Source organism: Streptomyces aurantiacus, assembly GCF_001418335.1.
Lineage (GTDB): Bacteria > Actinomycetota > Actinomycetes > Streptomycetales > Streptomycetaceae > Streptomyces > Streptomyces aurantiacus.
This window is the reverse complement of record NZ_LIPP01000210.1, coordinates 13,834-34,733: the sequence shown is the minus strand read 5'-3', so window position 1 is coordinate 34,733 and position 20,900 is coordinate 13,834. Positions and strand designations below refer to the sequence as shown.

Annotated in this window: 16 protein-coding genes, 1 tRNA gene and 1 pseudogene; 7 read left to right on the top strand and 11 right to left on the bottom strand. The window is 67.6% G+C overall.

What is annotated here, in order from left to right; translation table 11 throughout:
- The first annotated feature begins 52 nt into the window (after positions 1 to 52).
- Positions 53 to 738 (top strand): annotated as a pseudogene (locus AOK01_RS26000) (SPDY domain-containing protein).
- Positions 739 to 1,038: 300 nt separating this feature from the next.
- Here AOK01_RS26000 and AOK01_RS25990 read toward each other — a convergent pair.
- The 4 genes from AOK01_RS25990 to AOK01_RS25975 form a co-directional block, all read right to left on the bottom strand.
- Positions 1,039 to 2,766, bottom strand: a complete 1,728-nt coding sequence (locus AOK01_RS25990; protein ID WP_055515764.1) for a relaxase/mobilization nuclease domain-containing protein — start codon at positions 2,764 to 2,766, stop codon at positions 1,039 to 1,041.
- Positions 2,763 to 3,392, bottom strand: a complete 630-nt coding sequence (locus AOK01_RS25985) for a plasmid mobilization protein (protein ID WP_245702418.1) — start codon at positions 3,390 to 3,392, stop codon at positions 2,763 to 2,765. The genes AOK01_RS25990 and AOK01_RS25985 overlap by 4 nt, the downstream gene beginning before the upstream one ends.
- A gap of 508 nt (positions 3,393 to 3,900) precedes the next feature.
- Positions 3,901 to 4,590 carry a zinc finger domain-containing protein gene (locus AOK01_RS25980; RefSeq protein WP_055515760.1) on the bottom strand — a complete coding sequence of 230 codons (690 nt, stop codon included), beginning with the start codon at positions 4,588 to 4,590 and terminating at the stop codon, positions 3,901 to 3,903.
- 7 nt (positions 4,591 to 4,597) lie between these two features.
- On the bottom strand, positions 4,598 to 5,440 hold the full coding sequence (locus AOK01_RS25975) for a hypothetical protein (RefSeq protein ID WP_055515758.1): 843 nt from the start codon (positions 5,438 to 5,440) through the stop codon (positions 4,598 to 4,600).
- 442 nt (positions 5,441 to 5,882) lie between these two features.
- Here AOK01_RS25975 and AOK01_RS25970 point away from each other — a divergent pair, with 442 nt between their 5' ends.
- The 4 genes from AOK01_RS25970 (at position 5,883) to AOK01_RS46625 (ending at position 8,359) form a co-directional block, all read left to right on the top strand.
- The gene (locus AOK01_RS25970) at positions 5,883 to 6,164 is read left to right on the top strand and encodes a helix-turn-helix domain-containing protein (RefSeq protein ID WP_055515756.1); all 282 of its coding nucleotides are present in this window, start codon (positions 5,883 to 5,885) and stop codon (positions 6,162 to 6,164) included.
- A 104-nt stretch (positions 6,165 to 6,268) separates the two neighbouring features.
- Positions 6,269 to 6,595, top strand: coding sequence for a helix-turn-helix domain-containing protein (locus AOK01_RS45375; protein WP_079103748.1), 327 nt, complete (start codon positions 6,269 to 6,271; stop codon positions 6,593 to 6,595).
- A gap of 39 nt (positions 6,596 to 6,634) precedes the next feature.
- Positions 6,635 to 8,152, top strand: coding sequence for a LacI family DNA-binding transcriptional regulator (locus AOK01_RS25965; protein WP_055515754.1), 1,518 nt, complete (start codon positions 6,635 to 6,637; stop codon positions 8,150 to 8,152).
- Between the two features lie 30 nt (positions 8,153 to 8,182).
- On the top strand, positions 8,183 to 8,359 hold the full coding sequence (locus AOK01_RS46625) for a DUF433 domain-containing protein (RefSeq protein WP_079103747.1): 177 nt from the start codon (positions 8,183 to 8,185) through the stop codon (positions 8,357 to 8,359).
- A 156-nt stretch (positions 8,360 to 8,515) separates the two neighbouring features.
- Here the strand turns inward: AOK01_RS46625 and AOK01_RS25960 are convergent, their stop codons facing one another.
- Together AOK01_RS25960 and AOK01_RS41645 are read right to left on the bottom strand one after the other, a co-directional pair.
- The gene (locus AOK01_RS25960) at positions 8,516 to 9,739 is read right to left on the bottom strand and encodes a helix-turn-helix domain-containing protein (RefSeq protein WP_213862154.1); all 1,224 of its coding nucleotides are present in this window, start codon (positions 9,737 to 9,739) and stop codon (positions 8,516 to 8,518) included.
- On the bottom strand, positions 9,732 to 9,947 hold the full coding sequence (locus AOK01_RS41645) for a hypothetical protein (RefSeq protein ID WP_079103746.1): 216 nt from the start codon (positions 9,945 to 9,947) through the stop codon (positions 9,732 to 9,734). The genes AOK01_RS25960 and AOK01_RS41645 overlap by 8 nt, the downstream gene beginning before the upstream one ends.
- A 440-nt stretch (positions 9,948 to 10,387) precedes the next feature.
- Here AOK01_RS41645 and AOK01_RS25955 point away from each other — a divergent pair, with 440 nt between their 5' ends.
- A complete protein-coding gene (locus AOK01_RS25955) occupies positions 10,388 to 11,581 on the top strand; it encodes a hypothetical protein (RefSeq protein WP_245702417.1) in 1,194 nt (397 codons plus the stop codon).
- Between the two features lie 84 nt (positions 11,582 to 11,665).
- Here the strand turns inward: AOK01_RS25955 and AOK01_RS25950 are convergent, their stop codons facing one another.
- The 4 genes from AOK01_RS25950 to AOK01_RS25935 all read right to left on the bottom strand — a co-directional run bounded on the left by AOK01_RS25950 (position 11,666) and on the right by AOK01_RS25935 (position 17,477).
- Positions 11,666 to 14,986 carry a type ISP restriction/modification enzyme gene (locus tag AOK01_RS25950; protein ID WP_055515744.1) on the bottom strand — a complete coding sequence of 1,107 codons (3,321 nt, stop codon included), beginning with the start codon at positions 14,984 to 14,986 and terminating at the stop codon, positions 11,666 to 11,668.
- Positions 14,987 to 15,498: 512 nt separating this feature from the next.
- A tRNA-Pro gene (locus tag AOK01_RS25945) sits at positions 15,499 to 15,572 on the bottom strand.
- Positions 15,573 to 15,623: 51 nt separating this feature from the next.
- Complete coding sequence (locus AOK01_RS25940) at positions 15,624 to 16,442, bottom strand: Pr6Pr family membrane protein (protein ID WP_107099911.1); 819 nt, start codon at positions 16,440 to 16,442, stop codon at positions 15,624 to 15,626.
- 99 nt (positions 16,443 to 16,541) lie between these two features.
- Entirely contained in the window at positions 16,542 to 17,477 is a 936-nt protein-coding gene (locus AOK01_RS25935) for a metallophosphoesterase (RefSeq protein ID WP_055515742.1), read from the bottom strand.
- A gap of 135 nt (positions 17,478 to 17,612) precedes the next feature.
- On the opposite strand from AOK01_RS25935, the gene AOK01_RS25930 reads away from it, so the two are divergent.
- Complete coding sequence (locus AOK01_RS25930) at positions 17,613 to 18,077, top strand: GatB/YqeY domain-containing protein (protein ID WP_055515772.1); 465 nt, start codon at positions 17,613 to 17,615, stop codon at positions 18,075 to 18,077.
- A 164-nt stretch (positions 18,078 to 18,241) separates the two neighbouring features.
- Here the strand turns inward: AOK01_RS25930 and AOK01_RS25925 are convergent, their stop codons facing one another.
- The gene (locus AOK01_RS25925) at positions 18,242 to 20,557 is read right to left on the bottom strand and encodes a transglycosylase domain-containing protein (protein ID WP_055515740.1); all 2,316 of its coding nucleotides are present in this window, start codon (positions 20,555 to 20,557) and stop codon (positions 18,242 to 18,244) included.
- Positions 20,558 to 20,900 lie beyond the last annotated feature (343 nt).

The window sequence follows — 20,900 nt, the reverse complement described above, 5'->3', positions numbered from 1 at the left end:
CCTGCACCCGCACCACGCCACCGACCCTTCCCTCCCCTCCCCGACGGACCCGGTGTACTGGGTCACCCGCGCCACCTCGCCGGTGACGACGGCGCTCTCGCCGAGTGGATCGGCGACACCCTGGCCGGCCTCGGCTGGCGCATGTGGCCCACGGCCCGCCACACCCTGCTGTACGTGAGCCCAGACGGGCTGCGTGGCGCCGAGTGGATCCTCGCGGCCTACCCGTTCGAGCTGGGCGGACTGCCCGTCGCCTGGCAACTGAGTGCCCGCCCGCATGCCACGTCCGCGATGGCGGAGTGGAACGCGTACTTCACCACCGGCCTCCCCTACGAGGTGCTCGCCGACCTCCTCCTGGCGATCGATGCTCGCGAGACGCCCGACGTCGGCCTGGACGGGCCGGAGAGGGTCGTCGACGCGCTCAGCGCCCAAGGCTGGCTGCGCGACGTGGACCGGCCTCGGACCACCGCCATGGATCCCGGGTTCTCCGCCAGCGTGTCCCTGGAGATGCTGCCGCCGCTCGTCCAGGACGCCGATCCTCGCCCTGACCTGCTGGGCTGGCAGGCGTGGGCGGAACCCGTCCCTGGCGCTGCGTACCTGTGGTGCTCCAGCTTCAGCGCCAGTTTTCATCATGATCTGGTCGCGGCGTTCGCCACATCGCTCGCCTCACTGGTTCCGGTATCCCGCCGCACGGTGCCCGAAGGCGTCGAGGGCCGGGTCACCGTCGTCCGCCGCAGCTGACGACTCCTGCCCCCGAGGAGCCGCTGTGGTGCGGCTTACCGCTGCTCTCCCCGCGAGCGGCAGCGGTCCGCGCACTGAGGCGCGTTCCTTCTAGCAGAATCCGAACGAGTAGACGAACGAGGCGAGGGCTTGACCATGACGGCCGATCACGAGTATGACGAAGAGGGCGAGCGTGAGAGCACCGAGCCCCTGGTTGCGGACGGCACACCCTGGGCCCGACCGGGAGAACCGGTCGGGCCCGGCGTATGACGTGTGTTCGGCGACACGAGTGGCGATGGCGCCCACGGACCTTCGCCGGGGTCAGCGGCGTGGTGCGCGTGATGCCAAAGGCGTGGAGAGGCGCGGTGTCATGGCTTGGCCGGCCGTGAGGCGGCTGGCCTGGGTGGGTTCCGGGGCCGTCGGCGCGTAGGCGGGTAGGTCGGCCATGTGACGCAGGCGCCAGACCAGGACGTCGCTGATGGAATCGGCGGTGCCCAGTTCCCTGCGTGCGGCGGCCTCGGCGAGTAGGGCCTGCGGGTTGTGGCCTGCCTGTGTGGCGTCGGTGAGGGTGGTGACCAGGGCGTCCCAGCCGGGCTCGGCCAGGACGGTCTCGGCGAGGTCGGGCAGGGCGGCGCGCACGGTGGTGGCGTGGTGGTGGCGCAGGGACGGGGCGATACGGCGGCCACGTTCGCGCAGCACCGTGAGGGGTTCGGCGGCTGCCTGCTGGTAGGCGGCCCGCAGGTGCTCGGCGGCCCGGCGGGCGGCCTCGGCCTGCTGGGCGTGCTGACGCTGGGCGTGCCAGTGGGAGGCGGCGATGGCGAGGAAGACCAGCGTGTCCAGGACCATCGCAGTGCCGGCCCCGTCCTCGCCCCGGCCGAACGCGGGTCCGCTGTAGACAAGGTCGCGTGCCGCGCGACGCAGGTCCTGCGCGTGGCGGAACTCGGCTCGGGTGTGGGAGCGGGAGGCCCGCTCGAACTCCCAGGCCGCTTGGCGCAGTTCGTTGCGGGTGTGGAGGGCGGAGGTCTTGGCGAGGGCGTCGAGGACCTCGCCGGTGGCGGCGATCTGGGCGGCAGCCGCGCCGTCGTCGCCACTGTGGTCGAGGACGAGCAGTGCCGCCCAGGCCGCGTGGGCGGTGGTGCGCCGAGCCGCAGCGGGTGCCGAGGGCGCGGTAGGGCGTTCCGGCCGCTCGCTGTCGGCGGCCTCCGCTGGGACGGAGTCGGTGGTGAAGTGTTTCTGGATACGGGGCAGCGACAGGTCGGGGGCGAGGGTGGATCCGGCGTAGTAGATCGGCTCCTTGTCCTCGTTACGGTCGTCGGGCAAGGCGACCTTGTAGCCCTTCAGGTCACCGGAGGGCATGACCTTGACGCGGACGAGAAGCCCGGCGTCCTTGAGGCGGCCGAGGAACTCATCCGTGGAAGCGGCACCGGCCACCGCGCGGCGGACGGTCTCACGCAGTTCCTCGCGGGAGGCACGCTCCTTGCCCAGACGTTCGGCCTTGTGCCGCTCGGCGCTGGTGGTGCACTTGGCGGCAGTGCCGTCGCCGGGGGCGACGCGGTGGAGGCCGTAGTCGGCTTCGATGAGGCGCGCTTCGGCCTGGGCGCGTTTGCCGGAACGGTGATGGTCGGGGCGGCGGCCGTCTTCGCGTACGAGGGTGGCGACGATGTGGATGTGGTCGTCCGCGTGGCGGACGGCAGCCCAGCGGCAGCCCGCACCGTCGCCGGGGTCGATGCCGGTGGCCGCGACGATGCGGCGGGCGATGTCGGCCCACTGTTCGTCGGTCAGGATCGGGTCGTCGGGAGCGGCGCGCACCGAACAGTGCCACACGTGCTTCTCGGGTCGCTGGTCGGCGTCTAGCAGATGGAGGGGCTGGTCGAGGAGCTGCTTGAGGTCCTCCATCGTGGCCGAGGGGTCGCGGCCGGGGTCGGGCGCCATGTGGTCGAAGGAGGCGACCAGGTGCGGGTCGATGTGCTCCTCGTGCGTGCCCTTGCCGTAGAGGTAGCGGAGCAGGCCGAGGGTACGGCTGCCCTGCTTGTGGATGCTGGGGATCAAGCCGCCTCACCTTCTTGCTCCTGGCGGTTGGTGACCCGGTCGGCGGCCTTCTTCACGGCGTTGGCCGCGCGGTGGATGTCGGCGAGCACCTCCTTGAGGTGGGGCACATCGCCGCCGGAGTTGAGGGCCTTGGCCACCTGGTTGAGGTTGCTGCCGGCCCAGCCGAGCTGACGGCGCATGGCGAACAGCTCTGTGAGCACATCGCGTTCGGTGGCAATGGTGGCGGCGGTGCGGGACTGGTCACGGGCGGCAGCGAGCGCGGAGTGGGCGAGGAAGCCGGCCAGACTCATGCCGACGGCATCGGCGCCGACCTGGATGATGGCGTGCTCTTGATCGCTGAGGCGGACACTCTGGGCAGGTCGCTGCTTCTTGTCGCGTGGACGCGCCTTCCCCCTGATCTTGGTCCGGCGCTTGCGGTCGGCCTTCCCTGGCTGCGATCCGCCCTCGGTCGCAGCCTTCCCGTGCGGCGCCCCCTGGCGCCGGACGGACCGCGCCACCCCCGGGGCGGGGTCGGGTTCGGGCGCACCCCCTGCGGGGGAGTGTCCGAACCTCCAACTTGCTGTGCGGTTATCTGGGGCGATGGGTGTCTCCTGCCAGTTGGTGTGTTCGTGGTGTCGGTCGTGCACGTGTGGCTCTCCGGGGGTGTGGTCGGTAGGGGGATGAGGCGCCGAGCGATGGCAGATGAGGCCAGCGGCCGGGGCGATTCGACGGTCGTGGGAGTTGCGGTAGTCGCAGTCAGGGCGGGGCTGTCGTTGCGAGGAGAGCAAGGGGGACCGGTCCCCAAAGCGCTGCGGTGCACGGTCCCCAGACGCTTGGGGACCGGGACACGAGGCTCATCGGGGACGGTCCCCCTGACACGCCGTCACGGGGACCGTCCCTCTTTCACTGCATGGTCCTGTCCCCAAGGGGACCGAACTGGCTGCTGTGGGGACGGTCCCCGTTGCTGGGGACGTTCTGGGGACCGGCATGAAAGGCCCTATGACCTGCGGTTTCAGAGGGGACCGGTCCCGGAAGTCGTCGGCACGGTCCCCGGGACGTGGTCCCCGAAGTGCTCATCGGGACCGTTGTACGACCGGTTCGGGACCGACGGTCGTAGCCCCACGCAGCTGCCGCGAGGAGTGACGCCGAGCTGTGTCACGCAACTCGGTGTCGGTCCATCCGGGCAGCGGCGAGGTCGACGCGCGACGGGTGGGGAGTCGCACGTACGACATTGCCCCGGGCAGCTCCGTCAGGGCTCGCCCTCCGCTGACGGCACGGGGAGCCCACAGGCGCGTGGCACCAGTCGCAGCGGACACCGAGCGTATCGGGGACACCCTCGGCTACGGCTGCCTCGCGCGCGGCGCGGGTCGGGCGGTAGCGGGCCAGCTCGGTGCGTACGGCCGGGGGGATGTACGACCCGATCTCGCGCAGCCGCTCCTCGACGTCGCGGGGCTGGCCACCGCTGGTGATCTGGTGGTGTGTCGAAGGGGCGGCAATGCCGGTGGCGACCGCGTTCCGGGACCGGAGCAGCTCGTCACGCCAGGCAGTCGGATCGTCGGGGTCGGCGGCCGGGGTGGGGTCGGTGTGCCGGTCGAGGCGGTCGCGTCGGTGGGCACGCCATCTGCGGGCGACGTCCACGGGCAGGATCGGGTACGGGGAGTCGAGGATGTGGGTCCGTATCGCCTGGCGGACGTCCCAGCCGTGGTCGGTGGCGAAGGGCACGTCAGCGAGCAGTTCCTGCCACTGGGCGATCTGGTCACGGGCGTCGCCAGTGCCGGTGCGGATGGTGCGGGGGTCGAGGTGCCCGATGTAGGCGAGGACGGCGGCGACTTCGCGTCGGTCCAAAGGCGGGTTACTCCGTTCCAGTCGGCTCGTCGAGGGCGGCGAGCAGGGCGGCCATGTGCGCCTCGGATCGCGTCATGCCGGTGGCCGGGGCGGGGGTACCGCCGGGCAGGGCGTAGAGGTTCGGGCGGACAGGGGCGGGGGTGTGTTCCCGGGCGATCCACGCGCGCCAGTCGGCGGCCCACGCGTCGACGGTGCGGGCCGCCCACGAGCTCCGGTAGGTGCGCCACTTCTCGTCGGCGGTGTGCAGGGCGTTTTCGCCGAGTCGGTCGAGGTGGCCGTGCTGCTGCAGCCAGGCACGGGCGTTGTCGTCGATCTGCCACTCGATGGCGGAGATGAGTGGGGCAGAGCTGCTGCTCTTACCGTTCACCTTCGGTTCTCTTCTGTTCTGGGGGTCGGAATCTGCACCCCCTTCGGGTCGGAATCCGTACTCCCTGAGGGCCGGATGCCGTTCCCCGGGGCCGGAATCCGGCCCCTCTTCAAAGGGGTTAGCAGGGTCGGATTCTGGCCCCCAGGGGGTCGAAATCTGATCCCCGGGGAGGGGCGGATTCCGATCCCCCTCCCTGGCTTGTTCGGCAAGGTAGAGGGCGGCGATCGGGAGGCAGTAGTAGGTCTCTCCGCGTGGTCCCTTGCGGTCGGGGAACTGCACCAGTTCACCGTCGGCGATCAGTTTCGCCAGGGCGTCGCGCACGGCGGTGCGGGAGGCGTTGGCGCGTTTCATCAGGGTGGGCACGGACGCATACGCGACGCAGTGCCGGTCGCGGCACCGGTCGGCGATCAGGGCGAGGACCATGCGGGCGGTGCCCTTGCTGTGGCTGTGGTCCCACACCCATTCACGGGCGTCGTAGCTCATCGGGCGGCGGCTCCTAGGTCAGGGCGTGGAGGTGCAGTGAGCCCTTGTCGGGCGATGCACGGGGGAGGGGTGGTGGCGTCGTATAGCCAAGACAGCCACATCCATGCCGCACAAGTCCAGCATTCCGTCAGGAAATCAGACAGCCGACGGCGAACGGATGCTGCGCGGCATCACCAAAACCATAAACCCGAATCGGCCGTTGCCGAAATAGTGCACCGTTAGATGAAGCCAGAAGCATCACGTCGAGAACCCATTGACTCCGCTGCGAGCGCAAGCTACAACACAACACCCCACGTCAGAGCATGCCTTCGAGCTGGCGAAGACACGGCCGACCGGACACTCGGAACCCAGCCGAGAGGTAAGCCCCAGCCGTTCGCCGGGCGCAACATAGCCGACGATCGCCGGTTAACCAAACCGGCGAATGGAAGCTACAAATGGAGTCATGGCAGCACGATCCCTGGAAATCGGACCGGCCGGAATACGGACCGCCCGCACTATCGAAATCCTCCGCACCGAACGCGGCCTCGCCCAGCGCGAGCTCGCCGCCCGCGTCAGCGCCCTCGGCCGTCCGATGACCAACACGATGCTGTCCCACATCGAACGCGCCCAACGCCGCTGCGACATCGACGACCTCGTCGCCCTCGCCCAAGCCCTCCTTGTCTCGCCCCTCGTGCTGCTGCAGGAGGCCGAGGGCCCCGTGACGAGTTTCGTTCAGCGCCGCTGACCGAGTACGCCCACCACAGAGTTAGGAACCCACCCCTCTTGCGCCACACCGCAACACCCCCTGCTCTCACACGCCCGCTTCCCCGCACCGAGGGCAAAGCAGCCTTGCCCCGCCTCTACCGCCCCGAGGAGATCGCCGAGACGCTCGGCTGCTCTGTCTGGTGGGTCAAGGACCGGGCGCGCAGGCGCCTGATACCGCACACGCGGGTCGGTCGCGCATACCGCTTCACCGCCGGACACCTCGCCGAGATCATCCGCATCCACGAAGAGCCGGCCACGTGGTCCGCGCAGCGCACCCATCCCCGGACACCTCAGCCTGCGCCGACAACTACGTCATCGCGTACGGGGCGACTGCCCCAGCCCCCGATGCCCTCCGCGCAACGCCTCCAGGCCCGACCGCCCCGCAGGTCCCAGTACGGCACTGCGGCCTAGCACGACACAGCAGACCACAGGAAGGAGGGAGCACGAGGCATGGGATTCGCCGAGAAACGCGGCAGTTACTGGCGCGGCAGGTACAAGGTCAGCGAAGGCAAGTACGGCACCGTCGCCGACCCGACGGGTGCGGTGGTCAAGTTCGCCACGAAGCGCGAGGCGAAGCAGGCCGCAGACGAGGAAGAGGCCAGGGTCCGGCGCGGCACCTGGCGCGACCCAGCAGCCGGACAGGAGACCTTCGGCGAGTACGCCAGTCGCTGGTACGACGCCCAGGACCTGGCCGCATCCACCATGCAGAACTATCGGCGCCACATTGAGGAGCACCTGCTCCCCGAGTTCCAGGACAAGGCCCTCGCTGGCATCCTCCGTACAGACGTGGAAACCTGGGAGAAGCGGGAGAAGTCCGTCTACGCCGCATCCAGCGTCAAGACCTGGCGCTCGACGCTCCACCTCATCCTGGCCGACGCCGTGGACGAGGGCCTAATCGCCGCCAACCCGGCCACCAAACGACGCGGACGCGGTAAGCGCGCCGGCCGTTCCCGTGACCGGGGACCCGAGAAGGTGATCACCGATCCGCGCGGCCTGCTGCTTATCGCCGAACGCGCGGCCCTGCTGTCCGGGCGCGACGACGAGTTCGTCGCCGTGATCCTCAAGGGATACACGGGCATGCGGTGGGGCGAAATAGTCGGCCTGGAAACAGAGTTCGCGCGACCGGACTCCGTACGGGTGGAGCATCAGCTGTACGAACTGGACTCGGGCGAGCTGATCCGCTGCCCGCCCAAGGACGACAGCTACCGCACCATCGACGCGACGGACTGGCTGTCGGCCCTGGTCGCCGACCACATCGCCCGTACGAAGCCGACGCCGTGCGCCTGCCACGGCAAGAGGTACGTGTTCCGTGGCCAGGGCACCGCTCGCACCGGTGGGCACGCGGGCGCCAAGCTCGTGGACGTCGCTCGCCGTGCGGAGGTCTCCAGCGGCACCGTGTCCAATGTCCTCAACCACCCCGAGCGGGTGCGGGAGGACACCCGCGTCCGTGTTCAACGTGCCATAGCCGAGCTGAAGTTCGTCCGAGGAGGCGTTCCGACGGAGAACGCCGCCCACTGGCGCCGCAACGGCTTCGCCACCTGGCTGTTCGCGCCGGCCACCTCCGGCTGGTACCCGAAGAAGGCACCTCAGGAGGCCCGCCCGGTCCCGCTGCTCGGCGAGCCGTGGCCCGGTGTCCCGGTCCGCGGCCGCAACGCCCAAGGCCGGGCCGACGCCTGCTGGCTGCCGGTTGCCAGAGGGCTCACCCCGCACGGCCTGCGCCACTCCCACCGCACGCACATGGAGGATCTCGGCACCGAGAAGGTGCTGATGGACGAGCGTATGGGCCACATCGACGGCTCGGTCTCGGCCCGCTACGCCCACGTGACCCCCGGCATGCGCGAGCGTCTCAAGTTCGGCCTGACTGAGCAGTGGGAGGCAGCGCTCGATGCCCGGCGGGGCCTGCATCCGGGCTCACCGGTCGCCGTACTCGATCGGCTGCTGCACGCTCGCGCCACGACGATGGCCTGATGGTCGGGAGACGGCAGCCGGTTACCTCGAATGCTGCGTGGCGGTGAGCCGGTCATCGAAGGAACCCGGATTCCCGCTGCAGAGGTAGCAGCCCTGGTCAGGGACGGTGTCCCCCGGACCGGGGCAGCGGCTTCTATCCAGGGGTTAGTGCAGCGCGTCGCAGGTTATCTGCTGGTCGGGATCGTGTGTTTCAGTCACCTGGTGTAGTCGGCGAGGTGGATGAGGGCGGCGGTGGCCAAGACGCGGAGGAGCCCCAAATGTTTCGACCAGGCCGCATGCCCCTCACCCACCGTCACCGCCAGCTGGAAAGGGACTTGCGGCGCGCTGTAGCGCCTGGTCCGCGCGTGGCAATGACTTCGGGACTCAGACGAGCGACTTGATGGTTTTGTCCGCGTACCGCAGCGTCTCGTCGATGGCCTTGTCCATCTCGGGCAAAGCGTCGGGCTTTGCCGTGAGGAGAGCGCTGACGTTGATGCTGCTCACGGCGAGGAGGCATCCAGCCACGGTCAGGAACTCCTTGTACCGTTCCTGCCCCTCATGCCCGAGCGATTCCCAGTCCCGGGGCTCCGGCGGCAGACTTACCCTCCATTTTTCAAGGGCGTGGGTGCCGTGGACGCTGACGTACTCCATGATGGCCGGGGCACGATCCAGTACGTCGATCATCGCGTCGAAGCCTTGCTGTGACTGATCCAGAGCCGCCTCCGCAGCCTCGACCTCAGTTCGGAGACGCTCCTCCTCCTTCTTGTTCCGGCGCTGCCTCAAGACGTAGAAGCCGGCGGCCGCCAGGGCTGCCGCCGGGGCGGCGACCATGCCTGTGAGCAGGAGAGTTCCACCAGCCATGCCCGCACCGCCTGCAGCCAGCGTGCCGCCTCCCAGGAGTGCCAGAGTTGCGTTGGTCGCGGCAACCCCGGACAGCGTCGAAATAGCTGCTCCAGTGGAGGCGGTCCCGAACAACGCGGCGGCAGTGAACGCACCGTAGGCCGCGGCTCCGCCGGCTGCTACCCCGGCCGCACCTCCAGCGGCGGCACCGCGGATCGCATTGGCGATCCCGACGGACATGGCTTCGATACGTATCGCGGTAGGGATCTCGCCCGTGCGCTCGATCTCCTCCTCGCTCGGCCTCTCTGGCTCGGGCGCCCCACCGATGCTTTCGGCCAGTTCCACAAACCTGAGGAAAAACTCGTCACGGGCAACATCATGGACATGGTTGAAGGCTTTCCCGTGTTCTTGGGTGATCTTCGACCGCTGGGCCGCCTTCTCGTTGATCTCGGCGTGACGTCTTTTCGTCTCTGCGACTTGGTCGCGCAACTTCACCGGCCGCTGGCCCCGCTGCCGAGCGAGAGACCTGGTTCGGTCCTCCGCCTCCTGCTTGAGTTGCTCGGGTGTCAGTTGGAACGCGAGGGCGATGGCGGCCAGACGGTGCTCCCCGGGGCTTACGAGCCCACGCTCGATCCGGGAGATCGAGACCGCGCCACCCTTCCCGTAATCGGCCCGCTCAGCCAACTCTTCCTGGGTCATAGAGGGACTCTGGGCCTGGCGGTGCTCGCGGATCACGAGACCCATCGCCTCTGCGCTGAAATCATTCATCGGTTCCGGTCCCTTTGGCCAGCGGGCTGTGGCGACGCCAGGAGGACTGAGCCTCACGTGCTAGCGCACCACCGGAGCGGAGAGCCTGGGCGCTGTCCTCCGCGAACCGCTTGGCCGCCTTGACAACGGCCGGGTCACGACGGACTTCGTCGGCGGCGTGGATCCGGGCGGCAGCGAGGGCCAGGTGGTCGAGGTTGAGGCGAGACATGGCAGTGGACCTTTCGTCGCTCATGGTGCTTGCGCGTGTGCAACATAGCGTCACTTAGTGTGTGGTGTCCGCACTATGGCGACATTGACGGCAACGGCGACACGCTCAGCTTATGGGACCGCCTGAGCCGCAGGGGCTGGCGCAGCGCGTCGCAGGTTCTTTGCCGGTTGCCTGTGACGGTGGGTGAGAGTCATACGGCTCGGTCGAAGGCGTCGGGGCGGCACGGGTGTTGAGTGTGGCGTTCGAGGTAGCGGGCGTGTTCGGCGTCGGCGCCATGGCGCCACCTGTAGGCGCGGGCCGTTCGTTTGTAGCGGACGGTGTAAGCGGTGATCTGTGTTTTCGATCGTCGCGGGAGGCGAAGTCGGAGTACGGCCTGTACGTCGGCTTTGTTGCCGACATCAGCTGGGCCGACTGCCTGCCTCAATGCGTAGTACTCGTGATTGAGCGAATTCCTCCCCGTCGTGCGGCATATCCCTGCCAGGATCAGACCCGTGACATACGTAGTGACTGTGGACGCCCACATCCCGGGGGGCACTCCGGAGATGGATCCACTTCAGCGCACTGGCGCCGTGGCGCTCATCGAGGACGGATTCGACTCGGTCGGGGCTATCGAGGGACCCGACGGCATGGAAGTCGATCTCCTCGACAGCATCGTGGCCGTCTACCCGGGCGGAGCGCTTCTGAAAGTTTTCGTGGATGCTCCGGCTCTGGAGTTCGCCGAGGAGGCCGTGCGCTCGGTCGTGAGTGAACTGCTGGAACGGTCCGAGCTGTTGGCTGAGTGGCAGATCGAGCGATGTGAGGTCGAACTGCACCCGGAGCTCGCCCAGGAGAGTCTCGCCGCCGCCGACGGTCCCGATGCCCCGCCCGATGATGTGGCAGACCGTAAGGCTCGGCATACCGAGCGCCCCACGGCCGAGGACGACAGCGAGGGCTACGACGCCGAGGCGAAAGCTGAGGCGGTACGCGGTCAGATGCTGGCACTGGCAGATGAACTACGTTCCTTCTCGCCCGTGATGTTCGGCGTCCTGGACGACGAAGACGACGAGGAGGAAGACGGCGACACCGAGTTCGCTGTCTCGCCGGAGGACGCCAAACTCGCTGCCGGTGCCTTGGTGTACGCGACGGACATCCTGGTGGACGAGCTGTTCCAAGACGTGCAGACTCTGACGGAGGAGGACACCACCGCTGCGGAATGCGACGGTCCCCTGTGGCACTTCGAGGATCTTCCCGAGCGGTACGCCCTCCAGTACGACGCCCGTTTCGCCCGCCGCTTCCTTGTGACGGTGATCGCCATGACCACCCGCTTCACGGATGGCAGCTTCCAGCAGCTGAGCTGCGTCGCCGAGGAGCTCGCGCTGAAGCTGTTGTTGAACGAGACGAACGTGAGCCTGGAGACTTTCGGGCTGCTCGACGACGGTGTCTCGGCCGCGCTCGACTCGTTCGCCGACAACGTCTACGAGGACATGGACCACGAGTGGCTCTATGACGACTCCATGGACGGCATCGACGAGAGCGCCGTCGGAGCGGCTCTTGGTGTCGCGCCGATGGCGTTCAAGGCGTGGTTCACTCCGTTCAACGAGGGAAGGTACGTCCACCCGTCCGCGGCTGATGAGCCAGAGGGTGCGGCGCAGTGAGTTGTCCCGCTTCCTGAGGCTCCTTACGCAGGCTGGTTCTGCCGGAGCGACGGGCCCGACAGTAGAAACGGGCTGCTGTTTTGCTCACAGGTCGAATAGTGCGTCGCCCGCGTCCGATGTCGCCTTCAGCGCCTTGGTCGCCTCTGTGGGCACGGGAAGGACGCCCGCCGTGGTCAGATCTGCCACCGTGATCAGTTGGCCCGCGCACACCTCATTGAAGAGGTCGGCCTGTGCCGGCTCCCCCTGCACGAGCAGGCCGAGGACGTTCAGCAGCTCCAGCAGTTCCGTGGTCCATGAGGGAAGCCAGCGCCGAGCGAACTCATGGTCCAGTTCGAGGCGTCGCTTGCCGGCGGGGTTCCTTCGGCGGTAGCCGAACCACTTGTCGAGAACGTTCATCCCGGACACTTCGTACTCCCGGACCGCGAGAGGCACCGGACTGATCCGTCCACTGCCGACCCACAGGTCCTGTGTCACGGGGTCGTACGCCAACTTCTCCGGCATGGCTTCCGTATCGTCCGGAATCTCCGCGACGCATCGGGGGCGGTCGCGTGGCAGCAATACCCTGCCGTACGGCCTCCCGGCTGTCTCGTCGGCATACCGCTCGCCGTAGGTGTGCAGCCACAGGACCCGCTGGCCGATGGCAACCGCCTGCTCCCACAGACAGAGGTCAGCGGTGAGGGGTATGCGCGGGCCAGGAACTTCGAGGTCTTCCTGGAATCGGGCCGTGTACTCCGGATGGGACGCGAGTGCGGCAATGTAGGCCAGGAGGTCTTCAGCGACGACCGGTACTCCGAACCGCCTGGCGAGCAGGGGGAGTAGACCGGGCGTGACGTTGGGCAGCGTGCCGGCGGCGTTGCGGTAGAGAGGACGGGCGCAACCGCTGCGGTTGTTGAAATAGTCCATGTCGGGAATGAGGGCGCTGAAGACTAGCGCTGGCCCGTTGACCACCGGGTGGGCGTTCTGCTCGATGGTGTAGATCTGGCGGTCGCTGCGGACTCGCCAAAGGTCCGCCCTGCCTCGCTCCATCAATCGGCTGTCCGGCAGTACATATTGCCGGTCGAATGATCGGAATCCGATGCGTACCGTTTGAGGGCTTGTCCTGTGTTCGGCCGCGAGTGGTATCCGTTCGTGAGATGCGACCCCTGGCAAGGGCGGAACATTGTCCGCAGGCGTTCGCTCACCAGAGTGTCCGAGCATCTCGGCGCGTCGCTCGGTATCCGCAGCGAGCAAGCGCTGCCATCGCCTCTGAAGCGTCTCCTCATCCGGTGCATAGACCCACATCCGCCCAGGCGTGACGCCACGTGACGACCACGGCATCAGATCTCTCAGCTGCGGGCACGACTCCCACAGGTCGCTGCCGGGCGGCAGGAAAGGGTCCGTCTTGCCTGTGGCGCACCCGCGCCATTCGGAGTCGTCGAGCCTGAGGGCCGCCAGACGTTCGATCTTCTCGTCGCGGCGCCCGGCGACCTTGAGGTGCCTTACCTTTGCGGTCTGCTGCTCTGTCCGCGGCCTGGGGCTGTTCCGCCATCGTACGAAGATCGCGATGCACAGCTCCTGCGCGACCTCGGGGAATATGCGGGTCGCGACATCAGCTCGGTGGCCCTCCGGCGACAGGTCGATGATCCAGCCCTCGTCGGCCGTTTCACGCAGATAGCGCCGCATTCCGTCGAACGCCCGCCCTTTGAGCCATGCCTTAGGCGTGATCAGCGCGACCACGCCGAAAGGTACGTCGTCGTGTGCGTCGAAGACCTTCCAGGTAGCCCAACGCCAGAAGTAGACGTAGAGGTTGGCGATCTTCGACTCGTACCTGCCGTTACCGGGTTGCCGGAAGGCCCCCAGCGGGGCAGGGATGTCCGCCTCGGGTTCCCCTCGCTCCACCCACTTGCCCGCACCTCGTTTCACGGCGTCGTGGGGCGGGTTGCCCATGACGACCATGACACGCTCGTCTCTCTTTACCTGGTTGGCCTGGCGGCGGGATTCTGCGAGTGCTCGGTAGGTGTGGGGGATCCAGTTGAACTCAGCTGTCGGGCTGTCCAGGGCATCGGCCACCAACAGCCTGAGTCCCTGGGCGGGGGCCGCGGACCCGTACTTCTTGAGCATGGCGTGCATGCGCAGTTCTGCGACGGCGAACGGGCCGACCTGCATCTCGAAACCGACCAGTCGACGCCCCACCATCTCTCGCAGGCGGGGGCCCACCGCGCCTGGTCCCTCTTCTTCAGCGATGGTCTCGGCAGCGAGCTCCAGTGCCGACAGCAGGAAGGTGCCGGTGCCCATGGCCGGATCGACAAGGACCACATCAGGGGAGGCGAAGCCGGAAGGAATATGGAAGCCCTCCCGCCTCAGGACGTCCTCGACCAGCCGGGCCATGGCCGAGACGACGCCATGTGGTGTGTAGTACGAGCCTGTACGTATCCGCAGCTCAGGGTCGTAAATCTGAAGGAAGTGTTCGTAGAGCAGGAAGTAGGCATCGCCTGTTCCGTCGTCCAGCACGTCCCATCTGACCGCCCCGATGACACGGAGCAGTGTGTTGAGCGTGGTGGAGAGTCCCGCGACCGAGTCTCCGGCGAGGACATCCAGCGCCTGGCCCATAAGCGAGTGCTTCTTGCCCAGCTTTGCGGCGATACTGTGCATGGTCTCGCCCTCGAAGGTGATCTCCTCCACCCGAGCGAGCAGAAGCGCGAACACGACGGCTTGACCGTACTGTTCGATGAATTCGGCGTCGGTCGCCTCCGGGAACAGCAAGTGGCGCCAGTCCTTGGCCAGCTTTGTAAAGGCTGGCAGACGGCGTCGGCTCTTTTCCTGCGCGATCGCCTCACCGACCTCTTCCGACAGCAGTTGGCACAGTCCTGCGACTGCTCGGATGAGCTGGCTCGTGGTGCGGGGCGTCTGCGGCTCCCAGGTCAGGAAGTCGTACAACACCCGCGCAAGCGCCCCGTCGGCGGGAGCAAGCCGGGCGCCGGAGGTGAGGACCGAGCCGCGCAGGTAGGCCACTTCTCCAACCTGTTGGCCCTGCTGGTGGACAGAAAACTCGTTGCCGTCACAGAGCAGTACGTTGTTGAGCAGCCGTAGTTTCGCCCACTGCCCGGCGTTGCGGCCTGTGTAGACGGACGGGTCGGCCTGGGTGCCCGGCTTCTTGAGCTCGATGTAACCGATGAGAGCGCCGCCGACCTCAACCGCATAGTCAGGGCGGGCTCCCATGTCGACGAGCGGTACCTCGCCGATGAGGGTGACGTCCAGACCGAGGCCACGGCATACAGACCGGATCATGTTCTCCAGCGGTCCCCGGAGCTGGTCCTCCTGCCACCCGCTGCCTCTCAGCTTCGGCGTGACCTCCGCTCCAAACGCGGACACAGCGGCCTGGACTGCCTGTTCGAAGCTGTCATGGATCCTGCGTCGGGCACTCATACCGCCCCATCCCCCAAGGCGGGCAGATCCGGCCGACGTCAGGTCGGTGCGGCTATCTGCCGCACCTTGCTCCCGTCGGGGTCGGACTTCATTCCGGCCCTCGCTGTTCCATGACCGTAGGAGGGGAGCGCGGGGCGCAAGCAGGGTGCATGCGAGGGCGCATGGAGGCGCGTATCCGCACAATATGCGCCGATGCCGGACTGGAACTGAGGCGTTGGATGCGCCCGGTCAAGACCGTCGCGAGGCGGCGGGCGGTTGTCCAGGGAGGTCGTCTGGTGTTCAGCCGGATTGCCGAGACGAATCAGAAGCACGACTCTCTAGCGCATGGCGCCCAGTTCACGAACGCGCACATGAGAGGGGTGTGGGGATGTGGTGGTCAGGTGGGTGTGGCTGCTGCTCGTTGGGAGACCCGGACCAAGATCTTCTCCCAGATTTCTCCCAAGCGATCTCCAGAAACCACTCAAGGGCCCGACCCGCTATGCGGATCAGGCCCCTGACCTGGTGTTTCTATGTCGGGGTGGCGGGATTTGAACCCACGACCTCTTCGTCCCGAACGAAGCGCGCTGCCAAGCTGCGCTACACCCCGATGTCGCTGCCCGGCAGGCCACTCTCGTGGTGTGTGCCGTGGCGACATCGTTTACTTTAGCCCACCGGTGGCCGGAGACGAAATCCGGTTTTCCGGGGGTCGTGGGCGGCGTGGGCCAGGCCTGACGTGGTCCAGGGCGACGAGCAGGACCGCCAGGGCGTAGCAGGCGAGGGCGAGGATCGTGGCGTTGCCCAGGACTTCGACGAAGCCGTGCTGGGACACGTCGAGGAAGGGGTACGGGTAGCGGGGCGGCGTGGCCGGCGCCAGGAAGATGCCCCGGGCCACGGTGAGGGCCAGATACGCGACCGGCAGGATCATCCAGGCGGCCGCGCTGTGCAGGCGCAGTGGGCCTGGGCGGGTCAGCAGGAGCCAGTCCAGCGCCACCGCGACGGGGATCGCCGTGTGCAGCAGTTGGTTCGTGACCGCGTGCCAGCCGGTGAGCGTCCCGGCGCCGTCTGCCATGTCGGCCGTCATGGAGAAGGTGCTCGGGTTGTCGGCCAGGAGCAGGTGGTAGACCAGGCCCGTGCCGACCGAGTACAGCAGCGTGCACGCCATGACGGACGGCCTCAGCGGATGCCGGGCCGTCCAGGCGCGACCGGCCGAGAAGGTGAACACCACGGCCACCAGGATGCTGCTCTGGATCGTGAAGTAGCTCAGGACGCGTGCCGGGCTGCCCAGGAGCAGATCGAGTGCCACGCCCGCGGCTGCCGCCCCTGCGACGAGGAGGCGGAAGGCGGCGACCCTCGGGCGGCGTACGCGGGGGATCACCGCGTACGCGGGAACGATCGGGACGGCGGCAGCGGCGGCGCTGGCGGCTATACCGGGGATCTTGGGTATGTCCGGGATGTCCGCAGGTATGGGGGCGCTCATGCCCTCACGCTAAAGAGACATCACAAAAGGGGCGAGGTGGGTTGAACCGGACGAGGGATGAGTGTCCTGCTGTCCTGCTGTCCTGACGTTGCGGCGGTGCTAAGCGGCGGCCGCCGTGAGCGTCAGCAGTGTCGCCTCCGGCGGGCACGCGAAGCGCACCGGCGTGTACCTGCTCGTGCCGCAGCCCGCCGACACGTGCAGGTACGCCGTCCGCCCCGACTCCGCCTCCGTGTGCGTGGACAGGCCCTTCACCCGGTCCGTGTCCAGGTCGCAGTTGGTGACCAGGGCCCCGTAGAAGGGGATGCACAGCTGGCCGCCGTGCGTGTGGCCCGCCAGGATCAGCGGGTAGCCGTCCGCGGTGAAGGGGTCCAGCGCGCGCAGGTACGGCGCGTGCACGATGCCCATCGAGAGGTCGGCCGAGGCGGACGGGCCGCCGGCCACGCGCGCGTACCGGTCGCGCTTGACGTGCGGGTCGTCGAGCCCGGTCAGCTCGATCTCGAAGCCGTCGATCTTCAACGAGCCCCGGACGTTCGTCAGGTTCAGCCAGCCCGCCGAGTCGAACCCGTCGCGCAACGACTCCCACGGGTTGTGGACCACGTCCACGGCGGGCGCGTTGCCGTTGAGGCCGTGCCGGCCCCGCGACTTCTCGAACAGGTAGCGGGCGGGGTTGCGGAGCGTGGGCCCGTAGTAGTCGTTCGAGCCGAAGACGTACGCGCCGGGGAACTCCATCAGGGGCCCGAGGGCGTCCATGACCTCCGGTACGCCCTCGGGGTCGGAGAGGTTGTCCCCGGTGTTGATGACGAAGTCGGGACGCAGTCCGGCCAGCGAGCGCAGCCAGCGCTGCTTCTTGCGCTGGCCGCTGACCATGTGGATGTCGGAGACCTGGAGCACGCGCAGCGGTCGCATTCCGGGTGGCAGCACCGGGACCGTCACCCGGCGCAGCCGGAACGAGCGGGCTTCGAACCCCGCCGAGTAGAGCAGACCGGCGGCGCCAACCGCCGCGATTCCCAGGGGTACTCCGTATCGCGCGCGCATACGTCCATCGTGTCAGACCCCGATGACTCTCAACTCCACGGGAGTCCGATGGGACTCCTGGCCGAACACCCGCGGACGGACACCCCGCCCGAAATCATTGGGCGCCCGTCGCACCACACCTGCGACAATCACCCCATGACCACGCTCAAGTCGAAGCTGCAGGAAGACCTCAACGTCGCGATCAAGGGGCGTGACGAGCTCCGCTCCTCGACGCTCCGGCTGACCATCGCCGCGATCCAGAAGGAGGAGGTCGCCGGTACGCAGAAGCGCGAGCTCTCCGACGACGAGGTGCAGAAGGTGATCGCCAAGGAGGCGAAGAAGCGCCGTGAGGCGGCCGACGCCTTCGCGCAGGGCGGTCGCGCCGAGTCGGCCGAACGGGAGAAGGCGGAGGGCGAGATCCTCGCCGAGTACCTGCCCAAGCAGCTTTCCGACGACGAGCTCCAGCAGATCGTCGCGCAGGCGGTCGAAGAGGCGAAGGCGGCCGGCGCGGAGGGTCCCCGCGCCATGGGCCAGGTCATGAAGATCGTGAACCCGAAGGTGGCCGGCCTGGCCGAGGGCGGGCGCGTCGCCGCGCTGGTCAAGAAGCTGCTCGCCGGCTGAGCCCCACCGCGGCGCACGAGTCTGCGTACGAAGTCCGTGTACGAAATCTGCGTACGAAGTCGGTGCACGAGCCGGCGTACAAGAGACCTACGAGCAAGCAGAGGGCGCCCCCAGTCATCAGGGGCGCCCTCCGCGGCTTCAGCCTTCAGCCGGCTGATCCCGCGCTACGGGAAGGTGCCGCCATCGCCGCCCCCGTTGTTGTTCCCGCTGCTGTTGCCGTTGCCGCCGATAGTCCAGTCGTCCGGGATCGAGAAGGTCGGGTTCGGGGAGTCGGGCTGGCCGTTGCCGCCGTCGTTGTTGCCGTTCCCGCCGATGAGTCCGCCGTTGTTCCCGTTCCCGTCGTTGTTGTCGCCGTTGTCACCGTCGTCGTCGCGGTCCTTGTCCCGGTCCTTGTTCTTGTCCTTGTCACCGTTGGGGATGTTGACGAGGTTGAAACTCGGCGACTCCTTGCCGGACAGGGCGCCGGTCATGGCGTCCTTCCAGATCGGCCCCGGCACCGCGCCGCCGAAGACCTTCTCGTGCCACGTCCCGCCGATCGTGATGTTGACCATCTTGACCTTCTGGGTCGCGCTGCCGACCCAGACCGCGCCGGACAGGTTCGGCGTGTAGCCGACGAACCAGGCGTTCTTGCGGAAGTCCGTCGTACCGGTCTTACCGGCGTTGGCGCGGTCGGTGAGGCCGGCCTCCTGACCCGTACCGGAGTCGACCACACCGCTGAGCAGCGTGTTGATCGTGTCCGCGGTCTTCTCCGACATCGCCTGCGAGCACTCCGACTTCGGAACCCGCAGGGACTTCTTCTCGCCGCCGAGCTGCTGGCTGATCGACGAGATCGCGACCGGCGTGCAGTACGTACCCCGGTTGGCGAAGGCGGCGTACGCGCTCGCCATGGTCAGCGGCGCGATGCCGGTGGAACCGAGGGTGAGCGTCGAAGGGACCTGGGGCAGTTTCGTGCCGTTGCCCTGCACGACGCCCAGCTTGTTGGTCATCTCCACCACCGGGCACATGCCGGTGTCCTGGAGCATCTGCACGAAGTACGTGTTGACCGACAGCTCCATGGCCTTCTTCAACGGGTACGGGCCGGACTCCGACTCGTCCTCGTTCTCGACCGTCGCGTTCTCGCTGTTGCGCCAGGTCTTGCCGTTGCAGGCCTGGACGCTGTCGGGATACGGCATCTCGTACGGCGCGGGGTAGACCTGCGTGGGGGGCTTGCCCTGCTCCAGGGCGGCCGCGGCCAGGAACGGCTTGAACGTCGAACCGGTCGGGAAACCGAAGTTCGAACCGCCCATCTTGGACTCGACCGAGTAGTTGATCTCGGTCTCGTTCTTCCCGTAGCCGTACGGCTTCGACTGGCCCATCGCCAAGATCTTGCCGGAGCCCGGCTCGACGAGCGTCGACGCCGCCGCGACCTTGTCCGACTGGTTGACGTGGTCCTTGAGCGAGGTCTGGACCGATTTCTGCGCCTGCGGGTCGAGCGTCGTACGGATCGTCAGGCCGCCCTGGTCCCAGACTTTGGCCCGGGCCTTCTGGGTCTTGCCGAAGACCGGGTTGGTCAGGAACTCCTCACGTACGTAGTCGCAGAAGAAGCTGGCGTCCTTGACGGCCGTGATGCAGCCGTTGTTCGGCTTGCTGACCTTCAGGCCGAGCGGCTTCTTCTTGGCCGCGGTGGCCTCCGCCCGCGAGATGTCGTGCACCTCGGCCATGCGCTGCAGCACCGTGTTGCGCCGCTTCGTGGCCTCGGCCTCGTCGTTGACCGGGTCGTACCGGCTCGGTGACTGGACGATGCCGGCGAGGAGCGCGGCCTCCTGCAGCTCCAGGTCCTTGGCGGGCTTGGAGAAGTAGCGCTGGGACGCCGCCTCCACGCCGTAGGCCTGTTGCCCGAAGAACGTGATGTTCAGATAGTTCTCAAGGATCTTCTTCTTGCCGAGCTCCTCCTCGACCTGGATCGCGAACTTCAGCTCGCGGATCTTCCGGCCGAGAGTCTGCTGGGTGGCCTGGGCGACCTTGGTCTGGTCGTTGCCGGCCTCCTCCACGAAGACGTTCTTCACGTACTGCTGCGTGAGCGTCGAGGCGCCCTCCGAGACGCCGCCGCTCTGCGCGTTCTTGTTGAGGGCCCGCAGGACGCCCTTGAGGTCGACCGCGCCGTGTTCGTAGAACCGCGCGTCCTCGATCGCGACGATCGCCTTCTGTATGTACGGCGAGATGTCCTTGAGGTCGACCACCGTGCGGTCCCGTGAGTAGACCGTGGCGATCTGGCCGCCCTGGTTGTCCAGGATCGTGGTGCGCTGGCTCAGCGGTGGCCGCTTCAGATTGGCCGGGATCTCGTCGAACCCCTCGACCGAACCCTTGGCCGCGAGACCGAGCGCACCGAACGCCGGCACGGCGATTCCGGCCATGACGGCCCCCGCGAGCACACTGACACCGAGGAACTTGGCGGCCTGCTGCGTGGGAGACAGACCACCGCCCGAGCGCTTTTTTGGCATAGGGGCAGCCTACGTTCTCATTCGCCGGACACGCGTATAGGCGTTGGCCTAAGCTGCTCTCAACTGTCACAGCAGTAGGGCCACGTATCAATACGTCCGGCGACCCCGAATCGTCTCGACCGATACTCGACTTTTTTGTTGAGCATGTGCCCGAATCCGCCATATGCGTCACCTGGTGTCCGTTGTGACGCCACTCAACTGCCCCGGTTTGCCGGGAAGGTCACGTATGTCGTCGGGTCACTCCGTTGGGTGATCTGTCGCGTACCCATAGTCCATTCGGGCCATTCAAGATTGGGCCCGAAGGGGCTGGTTGACTGTGCCCACCTTCCGTAACGTCCTCAAC